The organism is Lactobacillus johnsonii (assembly GCF_013487865.1).
Taxonomy (GTDB): Bacteria; Bacillota; Bacilli; order Lactobacillales; family Lactobacillaceae; genus Lactobacillus; species Lactobacillus johnsonii_A.
The window spans coordinates 1,225,222-1,241,481 of the sequence record NZ_CP047409.1 but is presented as its reverse complement, the minus strand read 5'-3'; the positions used below and the strand labels follow the sequence as shown (position 1 = coordinate 1,241,481).

Sequence of the window (16,260 nt, the reverse complement as noted above, 5' to 3'; positions counted from 1 at the left end):
ACTCAACGGACTTCTTGCAAATTTACAGGAGGGTCATATTAATGGCAGAAAAAGAACATTACGAAAGAACTAAGCCGCACGTTAACATTGGTACTATCGGCCACGTTGACCATGGTAAGACCACTTTAACTGCAGCTATTACTACTGTTTTGGCAGAAGACGGTTTGGCACAAGCTGAAGATTATTCACAAATCGATGCTGCTCCAGAAGAAAAGGAACGTGGTATTACTATTAATACCGCTCACGTAGAATACGAAACTAAGAATCGTCACTACGCTCACATGGATGCTCCAGGTCACGCTGACTACATCAAGAACATGATTACTGGTGCTGCACAAATGGATGGTGCTATCTTGGTTGTTGCTGCAACTGATGGTCCTATGCCACAAACTCGTGAACACATCTTACTTGCTCGTCAAGTTGGTGTTCAATACATCGTTGTATTCTTAAACAAGGTTGACTTAGTTGACGATCCAGAATTGATCGACTTAGTTGAAATGGAAGTACGTGACTTGTTATCAGAATACGATTACCCTGGTGACGATGTTCCTGTTATCCGTGGTTCAGCTTTGAAGGCACTTGAAGGTGACCCAGAACAACAAGACGTTATCAGAAAATTAATGGAAACTGTTGACGAATACATCCCAACTCCAGAACGTGATACTGACAAGCCATTCTTAATGCCAGTTGAAGACGTATTTACTATCACTGGTCGTGGTACTGTTGCTTCTGGTCGTATCGACCGTGGTACTGTTAAGGTCGGCGATGAAGTTGAAATCGTTGGTTTAACTGACAAGATTGAAAAGTCAACTGTTACTGGTTTGGAAATGTTCCACAAGACTCTTGACCTTGGTGAAGCCGGCGATAACGTTGGTGTATTGCTTCGTGGTATCGACCGTGATCAAGTTGAACGTGGTCAAGTTTTAGCTGCACCTGGTTCAATTCAAACCCACAAGAACTTCAAGGGTCAAGTTTATATCTTGAACAAAGATGAAGGTGGTCGTCACACTCCATTCTTCTCAGATTACCGTCCACAATTCTACTTCCACACTACTGACGTAACTGGTAAGATTGAATTGCCAGAAGGTACTGAAATGGTTATGCCTGGTGATAACGTTGAATTCACTGTTGAATTGATCAAGCCAGTTGCCATTGAAAAGGGTACTAAGTTTACTATCCGTGAAGGTGGTAAGACTGTTGGTGCTGGTCAAGTTACTGAAATCCTTGACTAATTCCAAACTTTCTTAAAAAAGATGTATCTTAGGATACATCTTTTTTTTATACAAAAATTAACAAATTTCTCTCTGGATTTGTGTTTTAGCAACGTTTAGGGTAAGATAGTTAAGTGTGCAATAGCAAACCCAAATTTGACATCGGAGGTATTTAATTAATGTCTGTAAAATGGGAAAAGACCGGTAAAACATCCGGTGAATTAACTTTTGAAATCTCACAAGAAGAAGTAAAAAAGAGCTTAGATCAAGCTTTCAAACGTGTTAAGAAGAACTTACGTGTACCTGGTTTCCGTAAAGGTCACGTTTCTCGTGTTGTTTTTGATCAATTTTACGGTGAAGAAGCTCTTTACGAAGATGCTTTAAACATCGTTTTACCAGAAGCTTACACTGCTGCTGTTAAAGAAGCTGGTATTGACCCAGTTGGCCAACCACAAATTACTCCAGTTTCAATGGATAAGAACAAGCCTTGGGTAATGAAGGCTACTGTTTCTGTTAAGCCAGAAGTTAAGTTAGGTGACTACAAGGGTATTGAAGTTCCTAAGCAAAACACTCGCGTTTTAGTTAAGGACGTAGATGCGGAATTAAACAAGCGCCGTGAACAAAATGCTGAATTAGTATTGAAGGACGGTAAGGCTGCTAAAGGCGATACTGTTACTATCGACTACACTGGTACTATTGATGGTAAACCATTTGATGGTGGTAGTGCACAAAACTATTCATTAGAATTAGGTTCTGGTACTTTCATTCCTGGTTTTGAAGATCAACTTATTGGTCACAAAGCTGGTGATGATGTCGACGTTGTTGTAACCTTCCCAGAAGATTACGGTGCAAAAGACTTAGCTGGTAAAGAAGCACACTTTGCTACTAAGATTCATGAAGTGAAATCTAAAGAATTACCTAAGTTAGATGACGAGTTTGCTAAAGATGTTGATGATTCAGTAGAATCACTTGATGAATTAAAAGATAAGATCAAGAAAGACTTGAAGAAGCACAAGGAAGATGACGCAAAAGACGCTATCCAAGATGCTGCAATCAAGGGTGCAGTTGAAAATGCAACCATTGATGAAGTTCCTCAAGCAATGATCGACGAAGATGTTCAAAACCAATTGAACCAATACTTAGGCAACATGCAACGTCAAGGTATTGACCCACAAACTTACTTCAAGTTAACTGGTACTACTGAAGCTCAATTGCGTGAACAATTAGCTAAGGGTGCTGCAGAACGTGTTAAGACTAACCTTGTTTTGGAAGCAATCGTTGCTAAAGAAAAACTTGACGCAACTGCTGATGAAATTAAGCAAGAAATCAAAGACTTAGCACACGACTACAACATGGACGAAAAAGTTGTTCGTCGTAGCTTGAGTGATGATATGCTTAAGCATGATATTGCTATTAGAAAAGCTATTGATTTAGTAGCTAACAAGGCAAAGCAAGTTGCTAAGAAATCAACTGCTAAGAAGTCAACCAAAGAAGACGACAAAAAGGCTGATAAATAATAGTTGATAACTAGTTTAAGAAAAGGGCGGCTATGACAGTCGCTTTTTTCTTTACTATTAATTAACAAGACAATTTTCTTTACTCTGTTAAAGTGAACTGCTAAGCTTATTTTGACATAAAGTAAGTGAAAAGGAGGACGGCTGATGGCTAACGAAATTACTGAGCAAGAAGAAGTAAAATGTTCTTTTTGCGGTAAACCACAGTCACAAGTTAAAAAAATTGTGGCTGGAAAGGGAGTCTACATTTGTAATGAATGTATCGATCTTTCCAAGAAAATTATTGATGATGAATTAAAAGCAGATTCCATTAAAGAAACTAAAGCTTTACCTAAGCCAATGGAAATTAAAAAGCAATTGGATGAGTACGTAATTGGTCAAGATCGTGCCAAAAAGGTACTTTCCGTTGCTGTTTACAACCACTACAAACGTATCAGTCAAATGGATATTGATAGCACTGGAACTGAGTTACAAAAATCAAATATTGCTTTGATTGGACCAACTGGTTCGGGTAAAACTTATTTAGCCCAAACTTTAGCTAAAATTTTGAATGTTCCATTTGCTATTGCGGACGCTACTACTTTGACTGAAGCCGGTTATGTTGGTGAAGATGTAGAAAATATTTTGCTCAAATTGTTGCAAAATGCCGACTATGATTTAGAGCGTGCACAACGCGGAATTATTTACATTGACGAAATTGATAAGATTTCTAAAAAAGCAGAAAATGTTTCAATTACGCGTGATGTTTCCGGTGAAGGTGTACAACAATCACTACTTAAGATTTTAGAAGGAACTATTGCTTCTGTTCCTCCTCAAGGTGGACGTAAACATCCTCAACAACAAATGATTAAGATTGATACTACTAATATCTTATTCATTGTCGGTGGTGCTTTTGATGGTATTGAAAATATCGTTAAAAACCGTCTTGGTAAGAAAACAATTGGTTTTGGCGCAGAAAATGGTCTTAATCAAGTAGATGCAGATGACTGGCAAAAGAATCTTACAACTGGAGATTTAGTTAAGTTCGGTTTAATTCCTGAATTTATTGGACGTATTCCAATTATTGCTACTCTTGATAAGTTGAGTACTGAGGACTTAATTAGAATTTTAACTGAACCGAAGAATGCTTTAGTAAAGCAATACAAGAAGTTATTGTCACTTGACGATGTAGATCTTGAATTTACTGATGGGGCACTTCAAGCTATTGCGGATATGGCTATTAGTCGTCATATGGGTGCGCGTGGCTTACGTTCTATTGTTGAAAATTCATTGATGGATGTAATGTATCGCACACCAAGTGATGATAACATCAAAGAAGTCCAAATTACTAAGGATGTTATTACTAAGCATGCAGAGCCTAAGATTACCTATAAAGAGGACAAGGCTGAAGAGACGAGTGAGGCGACTAAATAATGAAAGTCGTAGATGCTGAATTTGTCATTAGTGCTGTTTCTGAAAAACAGTATCCAAAAGATGATTTACCAGAATTTGCCTTGGCTGGCCGTTCGAATGTTGGTAAATCTAGTTTGATTAATACAATTGTTAATCGGCGTAAACTAGCCCGTACATCACAACAACCAGGTAAGACTCAAACTCTTAATTTTTATAAGGTTAATAATGAGTTGTATCTGGTTGACGTACCAGGTTATGGCTATGCAAAAGTTTCTAAAAAGCAAAGAGCTGCTTTTGGTGAAATGATTCAAGATTATCTTGAAACGCGTGCTGATTTAAAGGGGTTAATTCTTTTAGTTGATGCACGTCATAATCCAACGGCTGATGATATCAATATGTTTAACTATGCTCTCTATCTCGATATTCCAATCTTGGTGGTAGCAACGAAGATGGATAAGTTGAAAAAGATGGAAGCAAGTCAGATTAAGCAAAAAATCGGTAAGAGTTTGGATCTTTCACAAGAAAATGTATCTTTTTTACCATTCTCGAGTGTTTCTAAATTAAATGTAGATAAATTCTGGGATTGGGTCGAAGATAAGATGTAATTTAAAAAAATTGCATAATTTACTGATTAAATTGATCTATCTTTGATATAATTAGATACGTTGAAAATATTGAACTAATAATGTTTCAACAACCTTTGAAAAAGAAAAATACCGGTTGGAGCTGATAAGCTCTAGTCGGTATTTTTTCTTGCCTAAATAAATGAAATGTATTAGCTTTAGAATTAAAATATACACTTTAAAGAAATAAGGGAAAGAAATGACTAAGAAAATCTTGTTTATTTGTCATGGTAATATTTGTCGTTCACCTATGGCTGAATTTATTACTAAAAAGCTTGTTAAAGATCTAGGTAAAGAAAATGAATATGAGATTGCTTCTGCCGCTACAACCGAAGATGCAATTATTAGTGGGATCGGCCATGATATCGATGTACGTTCTCAACGAGTAATGAACGAGCATGGGATTCCTTTTAGCCATCGTCAGGCTAGAAAAATGGTTAAGAGCGATTATGAAAAATACGACTATATCATTGGAATGGATGAAGAAAACTTCTTTGATATGAATCATATTTCAGCAGGAGACCCGGAAAGAAAAGAATATAAACTTTTATCCTTTGTTGGTTCGATGATGGATGTTGATGATCCGTGGTATACTGGCGACTTTGAAGCAGCATATCAAGATATTTATCGAGGCTGTGAAGCTCTTATTAAGAAAATCGAGATGTCTGATAAGTAATGCAAGTTTTACCAATTTTCCTGGTTATTTTAGCGATAGTCGTATCCGGATATATTTTTACCTCTAAACGTCGTTTTTATTTTCTGAGAGCAATTATTCTGTTTTTAGTATTGTTACTGCTAAGTACAATTAATTTCTCAATCTTCTTTGGATTTGCGGCTCTCTTTATTGACCGAATTCATGATATGGAACTAGGAAATCTCTTCTTACTCCTAGCAGCCCTGGTAATTTTATCAGGTCTTCTACTATATGAAGGCTTAAAGAGATTTAACAAATATCATCCAATTTCAGAAATAACTCTAACTTTAATTGAATATTGTATTCAATGGGCATTAGTTTATGTCACAGTTTATCAATCGATCTTCAATAACATTGCTAAGATCCATACAATTACTAAAATGATAAAAACAGTTCGTATCCTCAATCCGGATTTACTAGTAGTAATCATTTTGCCATCGTTTATTTCAATTTGGATTGCGGTTGTTTTATTGAAGAAGTATCAACATGATTTATAAAAGATAGTCTTATAGTAAGACTATCTTTTTATTATATTAAGACTAAATTTTTGTCATTATGCCTTTAAGCTCATACAATAAAAAGTGAAAGCGGATTATATATGAAAGAAGGCTGTAATTATGACGGTTCCAACATTTGATCGTGAAAAAGAAGCTATTATGAAAGACATTCGTGAAATGATTCACCGTAATCGTGACAATGGCTTTATTTTAGAAGAATTACAAAATAAATACGGTAAAGACTTTTCTGATGATGATTTGAAGGCTTTAATTAAAGAAGCTACTAAATAACCGGAAAGTAGGCATACTATGAGAATGAGTTTTTGGATGGATTATGCATCTCCATTTTGTTATATTGCTTTTCATAAGCTGGCAGTAGGAATTGATCAAAACAAGTTAGATTATAACTTTCGCGCTTTTCAAATTGATCCAACTGCTACTGAAAATCCAACGCAAACGCGCGGAGAGAAGTTGATGCAAAAAGATGGTTTAACCCAAAAGCAACTTCATGAAAGATTTCAAAATATTACTGAACAAGCTAGAGATGCTGGTTTAACAATTAATTATGCAAATACACTTCCAGTCAATACGATGAAGGCATTGCGTTTAACTAAATGGGCTAATGATACACAAAGTAATCAAAAGATAGCCAAGTTAATTGACGCAATCTTTAAAGCTTATTTTGTTGAAAATCAAAATATTGCTGATAATGACGTCTTAGTAAAATTAGCAAAAGACGCTGGATTGGATGACTCATCTGCCAAAAAGATTCTTACTAGTGAAGAATATAGGGACGTAGTTATCGAAGATGAAAATGACTTAGCCAATCAAAATGCAGATGCAGTACCATACTTTGAAATTGGCCATTATCATGATGAAGGTGTGCCTACTAAAGAAGCTCTAATTGAAGCAATCAACAATTTAATATATCAGAAGGCAAACTAGCCTCTATTACTAAATTTCTTCTATTCAAAGTGTAATTTCGCTAAAAAGTGAAATTACACCTTTTTTATTCAAGATTAAAAAGGTTCTAAAGTTGAAATTTAATGGTGGGATAAGAATGGAAGAAAAGGAGAAATATTATATGAAGAAAATATTATTAATGAGTGTGATTGCTCTCAGCTTAGTAGGAGCAAGCGGCTGTTCAAATAACTCTAATTCGACTAATACTAGTAGCACTAAGAGTTCAAAGACAGTTCAAAAGAAGCACTGGGATAAGAAAAAAGACCAAAAACTTGCTAAAGAAATGGATAAGTACGGTAAAAAGAAGAGTCAAACCTATACCAAGTATGATGGTAAAAATAAGCTTTCTACTTCAGCAAATCGTGTTTATCCAGATGCCTTTAAGAAAGATACTTTTAAGCTAAATGGTAAAAAGATAAGCATTGGTTGGAGTCCACAAGGCGAACATCATTATGATTATGACGTCTTGGCTATCTATAATCATGACTTAACTAAAGATGGACAACATAAGACTTTCCTCTTCTGCTGGCACAAGCAAAAGCCAATTGTCTTAGTAGATGAGTCTGGTAAAGGAAACGTTGTTAACTTACATGTCAGTCAAGATAAGTCATTAAATGGTAGCTTTTCAAACATTATGTATGGTGAAAATATCTAGCTTAAGGTCTGCTTTGTTGCAGACTTTTTGTTTCTAAAAATAAATACCCGTATAATAGATAAAAAGTGAGATGATTGGAATAGGTAGGGTATAAAAATGTTAAGTAATAAAATGAAAGAACTTCTTGATAAGGTGTATGAAACACCAAATACAATGGATCTAGCACTCGTAGTACAGACACCGGACTTTGAAGAAACTTTTATTAGTGATAATTTACGTCGCTCTTATCAACCTGCAAGAGCTGAGAATCTTGTTTTTAGATTAATTGGGACTTTCGTTCAAAAACTTGATTTAGATTATTATGAATTTATTGATGTGTTAAAGGGCGATTTAGAGAGTGACTTATTCCATGTTCATGCTATGAGAAAGCTTAAGCGTCCTAGTCAGCAGATTTCTGATGAAAAACTTAAGCAACTAAAGACAAGAGTAGAAGATATCATTGACCTAGCTGAAGAGCTAGCTAGTGAAGAAGAAATTGGTGACTATGTCTTGGTCGTTAATTATACAGACCAGTTAGGGGATGTTTTTTTTCATGATACTAGCGATCAAAATATGTCGACTTATCATGATATTCAAGTGATGCTTATGGAATATGCAAACCGTAATATTCTTAATCCGTTAGCTCTAATAAAAGATTTAGAAAAAAAGCGTCCTAGTGAAGCTAAATTACTCAATAAAGCTGCTTTTGAAGATCGAAATATTGATGGCTTCAATGTAGAAGACTTTTGGCAAATATATCGAGCTCCTTATCAGGGTGGCCAATTTGATTTAGAGAATCCTGAAGGTTATCGCTTTGAAAAAGAACTGGTTAAATATAGTAGAAACTTGCAACACTTAGATTTGACGTACTTTCTTCTATTTGTGCGAACAGACCGTTATGTTTATGTATTAACCCCATCCTTTAAGACAGAAGATGATCTAGTAGCAGCCTTAGCTGGATATTTAACTAGTCTAGAAGTGAATATGGACTTTACTGATGAAAAGTTTAAAGAGATCAGCGACATGATGCTTGAGAGGAAGTCCTATCTCGATTTAGCTCGTGGAAAAGCTTCTGCGTATGCGATTGACTTACCGGTTAAACGAGAGGCGACTGATGGTCAAGAAATTCGAAAAGAAATTAATGACATTTTCAGTGAGCTGGTAACTTATCAAAATATGGATACAGTCCGGGACTTTTATTTGTTTGCAAATATTAAAGATAATAATTTCACGGGTGGGATGATGAAAGACAATAATTTAACGAGTTACTTACTAAACTTCGTTGAATTATTAGCTTATCTAACTCATATGTATCCAAATCTAGCACCAAAGAAGATAATTGACTTAGTTGCAACTAAAGAAGACTTAAAACGTAAGCGAAAATAGTTGCTTTATACGGATAAAGTTTCTATTGTAGAGGTGAGAGTGTAATAAGAGAAAGAAGAGTTGAAAAATGAAAATTTCAATTTGGGGCGATTATGCATGTCCTTACTGCTACATTGGTGAAACCAACTTACAAAAGGCAATTGAAGAGTTAGGTGTTCAAGATAAGATTGAATATGACTTGAATGCTTTTCAAATTGATTTAGATGCTCCTAAGTCAACTAAGCAAACTAATGCAGTCCTCTTAGCTTATGAAAAGGCAATTCCTTTAGCTAAAGCAAATGCGGCCTATGATCATGCTAAGGCAATGGGTAAGGCAGTTGGTTTAACAATTAATGAAGCAACTGCTTATAATACAAATACCATGGATGCTCACCGGATGGTTCAATGGGCTAAGGCAACTTATCACGATTCTAAGCTAATTGAAAATCTAGCTGATGATTTATTCTATGCTTACTTTACTGAAAATAAGGAATTAGCAGACCATAAAGTATTATTAGACGTTGCAAAGAAGAATAAGCTAGATACCGAAGAAGTTAAGAAGATTCTAGATTCTAATGCATATCAAGATGTAGTTATGCAAGAAGAAGCTGACTTAGAAAGTCGCGGAGTTGAATCTGTACCATACTTTTTAATTAATGGTCAGCAATTTGATGGCGTTCAAGATGTTTCAACCTTTAAAACTGTTATTGGGGCAGCTTTTGGGATGAAGCCAGATGAATTTTTAAACTTCTAAAAAAGTTATTTAATTAGGTCCTACATAGTGATTTTTTGGTATTATTATATTATTTAATAAAAAATATTATTTAATAGAAAAAAGGAGATGACAATGAATAATAAACTAAATCTTTTTAACATTGGTTTACCAACTAATGAAGACTTAAATACTTGGTTTAAAGACTACATTAAGCAAAGGCTAGATCACAATATCAGTGGCAATCTTATACCGTTTGTGTCAGAAGCACCAGATTATGAATTAAATGAGAATATGGTAGCCTTGTAATGACTTCCGTACTAATTCTATTAAGGGGAAATATCAGTCAGTAATTTTTGATAAAAAAGCTGGTATTATTTTATGCCAAAAGAATAGGCGCCAGTTAATTAATCATTTGTTAAAACACAAGTTAATTTTAGGAGCAGTTTTACAAAAGAAACTACAAAAAGAACTAGGCTTTTACTATCGGCATACAATTTCTCCAGGAGAAATTGCTTACTTTTCACTTCGAGCACATTCAGAAAAGTAAACTTCCTGGATTGGCTTGCATCATATGCAGACAGAACAACAAGAAAAGGGTCGCGTTACTTTTTCCTATCAAGAGAATGGCTATAGTTATAACTTTGAGTTTGAAGACTGTGCGCCAAACATGTATAAGCGACTAGCAGAAGCAATTGAAGAATTTCATCGCAATTACGGTCGACACTGTGCCGACTTTTTTGACATCAAAGATTGGCAGATAAATGACCATAATTTGATTTATCGATTATCTAGAAGAATAAAATCAATTCTGTAGCACGCTTAAAAAAGCGTGCTTTTTCTTTACAAGAAATATGGTGTTGTAGAGGAGAAGATACAGGAAAGAAGTGAATGAAAGATAAAAAGTTAGAATCTACAAGGATTATGGCTATACGGTTCTTGGATTTTAGAAAAAATGCGTTCCTGGTAATCTAATATCTGCACAAGCGCTTGTGACATTACTTAAAGGAATGATCACATGATTAAAGAAGAGAATTTTATTAAAGCATGGGAAAATCGGCGGTTGGTTTGCGGAGCAATTAAGGCGGCTGGCGTGAGAAAAGATTATCAAGAGTATGCGGACTTGGTCTAGGATGGAGTTTTGATTTATGCGGGGATGCTTGAGAAGAGTCAGGGTCAAGATATTGATCGGCTGGCCTTTAAGAAGATTCTTTGGCATACGTTAGATGAGTTAAGAAAGATTCGACGCCGCGAAGAAAGAAGCGAAGAGATAAATAACGAGCTTGAATTTAAGAAAGAAAAAGTCGAATGGGATAACTTAATAATTTTGAAAGATAAAGTCAAGGAATTAAATGGAATTGAAAAACTAGTGTTTTTTGAACACTTACTCGCACAAAAAGAAATTACAAATTTGGTTGAAGTGGCGGGATGTTCAAGGCAAACTTTGCAGAGAGTGAAGAAGGGCTTGCTCCTTAAATTGAAAAACGCCTTGAAGAATTAAATAAAAAGCGCAGCAAATTAAATAACGAGAGCCGTATTTTTGCCGAAATAAGGTTGATTTCTGGGGAGTGCCAGTATACTTATATGCGTGAAGGTGGTTAGATTGCCATTTAGAGCATATTTTAATTCAATAAATGTGTTTTTTTATGCTAATTGTGAATTTTCTATTAATTTTCAAATATTTTTTGTATAATGATTTTTAGTGTTACTAAAAAACGAAAAATAAAAGAGGAATAAAATGGATCATAATAATAGTGATAATGAATTAAGACATCGCTCACATCATCACCGTCATCATCGACGTAAAAAGTTTTGGCGTATCTTTTGGATTGTATTAGGTGTCTTCCTAGCAGTAGACATCATTGCGGTTATTATCGCTTGGCACAATATCCATATTGCCACTAACAATATGTATAATCCGATGAGTAATGAAATTAGTGATCGGAAGGTTAGCGACACACTGAAAGATAAGAAGCCAATGAGCCTGCTTTTATTGGGAACAGATACAGGTGAATTTGGACGTTCTTACAAGGGGAGAACAGATACAATTATGATGATGGTTATCAATCCTAAGACCAATAAGACAACAGTTGTCAGCTTGCCTCGAGATATGAAAGTTAACTTACCGGATTATCCAGACTATTCACCAGCTAAGATTAATGCAGCCTATACTTATGGTGGTGTAGATGAAACTGTTAAAACGATCAAGAAGTACTTCAATGTTCCAACTGATGCTTACGTCATGGTAAACATGGGAGGGCTTGAGAAGGCAATTGATCAAGTTGGAGGAGTGACAGTTAAGTCGCCATTAACATTTGATTATGAAGGCTATCACTTCACTAAGGGCGTAACTTATCACATGAATGGGAAGAAGGCTTTGGCATTCAGCAGAATGCGGTATGACGATCCACGAGGAGATTATGGGCGTCAAGAGAGACAAAGAATTGTAATTATGGCATTATTAAAGAGTTCCATTTCTTACAAGACAGTCGTAAACCAAGCATTCTTGAATTCAATCTCTAAGCAAACTATGACTAACTTAAGTTTTGATAATATGGTTGCCTTAGCTCAGAACTATCGTCATGCAACTGATAACATCACAACTGACCATGCTCAAGGGCAAGGCGACTGGGAAAACGGCGTTGCTTATGAGTCAGTTAGTCAAGCAGAATGTCAAAGAATTAGTAATAAGTTACGTGCTGCCTTAGGGCTTAAGCCGGAAACCTTAAAGACAGGAGAATAGGAAAAAGTGGAAAACAGTACAAAGACTGAAAATACAATTGATTTACGTAGATTATGGATGCTTTTAAGAGCACATATTTGGTCTATTATCTTATGGGTAATTGGATTAGGAGCAGTTGGGTTTATCTTAGCTACTTTTGTGGTTGAACCTAAATATACCTCAACTACTCAAATCTTAGTTAACCAGAAACGTAATGCAAATGATGCAAATCAAGCATTTAATGCACAGCAAGCTGACGTTCAGGTGATTAATACTTATAAGGATATTGTTATTAGTCCAGTTATCTTAAAAGATGCTTCTAAATGGATTAAAAATCCTACTGAAGTGGTAAAACCTGCTAAGAAGGCTAAATATAAGACTTTAGCTGATGGAACTAAGAAGTTAGTTAGTCCAGCTGAGCCGGCAGTAGTTAGAAGAGCGGGACGTGGCTATAATGTTAGTGCTAAAGAAATGCAAAAATCAGTTTCTGTTACTACGCAACAACAGTCACAGGTCTTCACTATTAGCGCTAAAAGTAACGATCCTGAAAAGGCTCAAGCAATTGCAAATGCAGTAGCTCAGACATTTAAGAGTAAGATTAAGACTATTATGAATGTTAACAATGTAACTATTGTTTCTCCTGCTTCTGTTGGAACTAAGACATTCCCTAAGACGACTCTCTTTACTTTAGCGGGTGTTGTATTAGGCTTGATTATCAGTATTGCTCTAATTGTCTTACGTGATTCATTTAATACTACTGTTAGAGATGATGATTATTTGACTAAAGAATTAGGTTTAACTAATTTAGGTCATATATCTCACTTCCACTTGTCTAATAAATTTAGTATTAATGACAATGATAGCAATTCTGGTAAAAAGAAACGTGTATAGGAGAGTATAAATGGGATTGTTTAATAGACGTAAAAAACGTGGTACAGATGAAACCATGCAATATGGTGCTAAGTTAATTACTGTAGCAAAACCACAAAATCCAGTAAGTGAACAGTTTAGAACTGTTAAGACTAATATAGATTTTACAAGTGTGGATCACCAAATTAAGGCTTTGGCCTTTACTTCTGCCAATATTAGTGAAGGTAAGTCTACTGTAACTGTTAATACCGCAGTAACTATGGCTCAATCAGGGAAAAAAGTCTTATTAATTGATGCTGATCTTCATAGACCTACACTACATCAAACCTTTGATATTCCTAACCGAGTAGGATTGACAACAATTTTAACTTCACATTCTAATGAAGTAGACATGGCAGATATTGTGAGAGAAGATATCATTCCGAATCTTTCAGTTATGTCTGCTGGTCCCATTCCACCTAACCCAGCACAATTATTGGGTTCTAATAGAATGCAAGCATTCTTAAATATGGTTAAAGAACACTATGATTTGGTTGTCTTAGACCTTGCTCCTGTTCTTGAAGTTTCTGATACCCAAATTCTTGCTGGCGAAATGGATGGGGTAGTACTTGTTGTTCGACAAGGTGTTACCCAAAAGGCGGGTATTGAACGTGCCTTAGAAATGCTTAAGCTAACTAAAACACATGTTTTAGGGTATGTAATGAATGACGTAAGAACTGGCCCAGATGGTTATGGATATGGCTACGGTTACGGATATGGCTATGGATATGGTCAACAAAAAGATGGAGAATCGAAGTAAAGAAAATGGTATTAGTTGATATTCACTCGCATATATTGCCAGGTATTGATGATGGATCTCCTGATTTGGATTCATCGTTAGGTTTGGCTGAGGCAGCAGTAGCAGATGGAATTACTCATGCATTGATGACGCCTCACACTTTAAATGGAAAATACCTAAATCATAAAAAGGATATCATTAAGGATACAGCTAAGTTTCAGGGAGAATTAAATAAACATAATATTCCATTAACTGTCTTTCCAAGTCAAGAAGTTCGTTTAAATGGAAATTTACCGCAAGCTTTAGACGATGACGATATCTTATTCTGTGATGAAGATGGCAGATATATGTTATTAGAATTTCCAAGTGAAGATGTACCAACTTATGCTAAGGATATGACTTTTAAATTATTGGGACGGGGAATTACACCAATCATTGTTCATCCAGAAAGAAATTCAGGTATCTTGGCTCATCCAGAAAAATTACAAGAATTCATCGAACAAGGATGTTTAACACAAATAACTGCTAGTTCATATATAGGTGTATTTGGAAAAGAAATTGAAAAGTTAGCTGATCGATTTGTAGAGGCAGGCCAGGTAGCTACCTTTGCTTCCGATGCCCATACATTGCCAAAACGAGAAAGTCGAATGCATGACGCTTATGAGAAGTTAGAAAAAACGCAAGGATTGGATATTGCTAATAGCTTTAAGCAAAATGCGCGAAACATTATTAACTCTGATAATGTTAGCTTAAATTGGAGACCATTAAAGAAAAAGAAAAGATTTTGGTTATTTTAAATTTATTGGGGGGGATAGAGTTTTAAATAATGGCACAAGAGGTTAAGAAAATAAAACTAGATCCGTCAAAAATCAAAGGACGTTGGGGCTATCATGCTATTAAAAGAGGATTTGATATTTTGGGTAGCGGAATAGCTCTAATATTATTATCGCCACTTTTTTTAATGTTAATTATCTTAATTAAAAAAGAAGATGGAGGCCCAGCTTTTTATTCGCAAGAGCGTATTGGAAAAGATGAGAAGCCATTTAAGATGTGGAAGTTTCGTTCAATGATTGTTAACGCAGATAAAATGGTTAAGCAATTAGAAGAGCAAAATGAAATTGATGGGGCAATGTTTAAGATTAAAGATGATCCTCGAGTTACGAAAATAGGTCATGTAATAAGAAAATATAGCTTAGATGAATTACCCCAGCTTTGGAATGTCTTGAAAGGCGATATGTCTTTAGTTGGACCAAGACCGCCTCTACCAATGGAAGTAGAAGACTATACACCGTATGATAAATTACGTTTAACTGTAATACCAGGTTGTACTGGGTTGTGGCAGGTAACTAAGCGTAATGATGCTGATTTTGATGAAATGGTAGAATTAGACCTGGAATACATTAATAATAGCAGTCTATGGTTTGATTTTAAGATTTTGTTAATGACTGTCGGTGTTGTTATTCATCCAAATAGTGCTTATTAATGGAGTTAGAATGAAGATAAAAATTTTAATTGCTGCTCATAAAAAATTTCCAATGCCAGCTGTTCCTGGATACTTACCAGTATTAGTAGGCGCCAAGAAAAATTATAAACCAGATATTCCTTATCAAAGAGATGATGAAGGAGACAATATATCTGAAAAAAATCCTAATTATAACGAGTTAACAGCTATTTATTGGGCTTGGAAAAATTTAAAAGATGTCGATGCTGTAGGCTTAGTTCACTATCGACGTCTTTTTTTCGATAAAAAACCATATAATTTAGAGAACGTTATAAATATTGAAAAAGTAGAACAACTCTTACAAAAATATGATGTACTTTTACCTAAAAAGAGAAATTACTATATTGAAACAAACTATTCTCATTACATTCATGCACACCATAAAGAACCTTTAGATAAAACACGCGAAATAATTGAAAAGTCATATCCAGCATATCTAACAGCTTTTGATAAAGTGATGAAAAGCCGAAAAGCACACATGTTTAATATGTTTATTATGAAAGCTGATGCATTTGATTCATACTGCAATTTTATGTTTGGGGTCCTAGAGAAGCTTGAAAATGAAATTGATATTTCAGATTATTCTGTTCAAGAAGCGAGAGTATTTGGATATATTTCAGAGCTTTTAATGGATGTTTGGTTATATACCACTAATGAAAGCTATAAAGAAATTCCGTGGGGACAAATTGGCCCTAAACAATTAGTGAAAAAGGCTATTAGTTTTGTCAATAGAAAATTTGGAATTGGTAAAAAACAAACTCATTTTTAGCATGATTTATATAGT

20 protein-coding genes are annotated in these 16,260 nt (G+C 35.1%); all 20 read left to right on the top strand.

Annotated features, from left to right (window positions below):
• Nucleotides 1-41: 41 nt before the first annotated feature.
• The gene (tuf, locus tag GTO82_RS05835; RefSeq protein ID WP_004894320.1) at nt 42-1,232 is read left to right on the top strand and encodes an elongation factor Tu; all 1,191 of its coding nucleotides are present in this window, start codon (nt 42-44) and stop codon (nt 1,230-1,232) included.
• A gap of 158 nt (nt 1,233-1,390) precedes the next feature.
• A complete protein-coding gene (tig, locus tag GTO82_RS05830) occupies nt 1,391-2,728 on the top strand; it encodes a trigger factor (RefSeq protein ID WP_180872860.1) in 1,338 nt (445 codons plus the stop codon).
• Between the two features lie 144 nt (nt 2,729-2,872).
• The gene (gene clpX / locus GTO82_RS05825; protein ID WP_180872859.1) at nt 2,873-4,138 is read left to right on the top strand and encodes an ATP-dependent Clp protease ATP-binding subunit ClpX; all 1,266 of its coding nucleotides are present in this window, start codon (nt 2,873-2,875) and stop codon (nt 4,136-4,138) included.
• Nucleotides 4,138-4,722 carry a ribosome biogenesis GTP-binding protein YihA/YsxC gene (gene yihA / locus GTO82_RS05820; RefSeq protein WP_011161870.1) on the top strand — a complete coding sequence of 195 codons (585 nt, stop codon included), beginning with the start codon at nt 4,138-4,140 and terminating at the stop codon, nt 4,720-4,722. Before clpX ends, yihA begins: the two co-directional genes overlap by 1 nt.
• A gap of 217 nt (nt 4,723-4,939) precedes the next feature.
• The gene (locus GTO82_RS05815) at nt 4,940-5,416 is read left to right on the top strand and encodes a low molecular weight protein-tyrosine-phosphatase (protein WP_180872858.1); all 477 of its coding nucleotides are present in this window, start codon (nt 4,940-4,942) and stop codon (nt 5,414-5,416) included.
• The gene (locus GTO82_RS05810) at nt 5,416-5,931 is read left to right on the top strand and encodes an SA1002 family membrane protein (protein WP_180872857.1); all 516 of its coding nucleotides are present in this window, start codon (nt 5,416-5,418) and stop codon (nt 5,929-5,931) included. The genes GTO82_RS05815 and GTO82_RS05810 overlap by 1 nt, the downstream gene beginning before the upstream one ends.
• A gap of 120 nt (nt 5,932-6,051) precedes the next feature.
• Entirely contained in the window at nt 6,052-6,222 is a 171-nt protein-coding gene (locus GTO82_RS05805) for a hypothetical protein (RefSeq protein WP_180872856.1), read from the top strand.
• Between the two features lie 18 nt (nt 6,223-6,240).
• Nucleotides 6,241-6,876, top strand: a complete 636-nt coding sequence (locus GTO82_RS05800) for a DsbA family oxidoreductase (protein ID WP_180872855.1) — start codon at nt 6,241-6,243, stop codon at nt 6,874-6,876.
• A gap of 139 nt (nt 6,877-7,015) precedes the next feature.
• A complete protein-coding gene (locus tag GTO82_RS05795; RefSeq protein WP_180872854.1) occupies nt 7,016-7,549 on the top strand; it encodes a DUF4767 domain-containing protein in 534 nt (177 codons plus the stop codon).
• Nucleotides 7,550-7,645: 96 nt separating this feature from the next.
• Nucleotides 7,646-8,914, top strand: a complete 1,269-nt coding sequence (locus GTO82_RS05790) for a hypothetical protein (protein ID WP_180872853.1) — start codon at nt 7,646-7,648, stop codon at nt 8,912-8,914.
• 67 nt (nt 8,915-8,981) lie between these two features.
• Complete coding sequence (locus GTO82_RS05785) at nt 8,982-9,647, top strand: DsbA family oxidoreductase (RefSeq protein ID WP_053106962.1); 666 nt, start codon at nt 8,982-8,984, stop codon at nt 9,645-9,647.
• Between the two features lie 93 nt (nt 9,648-9,740).
• Nucleotides 9,741-9,914 carry a hypothetical protein gene (locus GTO82_RS09765; protein WP_260983133.1) on the top strand — a complete coding sequence of 58 codons (174 nt, stop codon included), beginning with the start codon at nt 9,741-9,743 and terminating at the stop codon, nt 9,912-9,914.
• A gap of 265 nt (nt 9,915-10,179) precedes the next feature.
• The gene (locus tag GTO82_RS09760; protein WP_260983132.1) at nt 10,180-10,422 is read left to right on the top strand and encodes a hypothetical protein; all 243 of its coding nucleotides are present in this window, start codon (nt 10,180-10,182) and stop codon (nt 10,420-10,422) included.
• Between the two features lie 339 nt (nt 10,423-10,761).
• A complete protein-coding gene (locus GTO82_RS05775; RefSeq protein ID WP_260983131.1) occupies nt 10,762-11,106 on the top strand; it encodes a sigma-70 family RNA polymerase sigma factor in 345 nt (114 codons plus the stop codon).
• Nucleotides 11,107-11,343: 237 nt separating this feature from the next.
• A complete protein-coding gene (locus GTO82_RS05770; RefSeq protein WP_180872852.1) occupies nt 11,344-12,348 on the top strand; it encodes an LCP family protein in 1,005 nt (334 codons plus the stop codon).
• 6 nt (nt 12,349-12,354) lie between these two features.
• Complete coding sequence (locus GTO82_RS05765) at nt 12,355-13,218, top strand: YveK family protein (RefSeq protein ID WP_180872851.1); 864 nt, start codon at nt 12,355-12,357, stop codon at nt 13,216-13,218.
• Between the two features lie 10 nt (nt 13,219-13,228).
• Entirely contained in the window at nt 13,229-13,996 is a 768-nt protein-coding gene (locus GTO82_RS05760; protein WP_180872850.1) for a CpsD/CapB family tyrosine-protein kinase, read from the top strand.
• A 5-nt stretch (nt 13,997-14,001) separates the two neighbouring features.
• Nucleotides 14,002-14,772, top strand: coding sequence for a tyrosine-protein phosphatase (locus GTO82_RS05755; RefSeq protein ID WP_180872849.1), 771 nt, complete (start codon nt 14,002-14,004; stop codon nt 14,770-14,772).
• Nucleotides 14,773-14,798: 26 nt separating this feature from the next.
• On the top strand, nt 14,799-15,458 hold the full coding sequence (locus GTO82_RS05750) for a sugar transferase (protein WP_180874091.1): 660 nt from the start codon (nt 14,799-14,801) through the stop codon (nt 15,456-15,458).
• A 10-nt stretch (nt 15,459-15,468) separates the two neighbouring features.
• A complete protein-coding gene (locus GTO82_RS05745) occupies nt 15,469-16,245 on the top strand; it encodes a DUF4422 domain-containing protein (protein WP_127835876.1) in 777 nt (258 codons plus the stop codon).
• Nucleotides 16,246-16,260 lie beyond the last annotated feature (15 nt).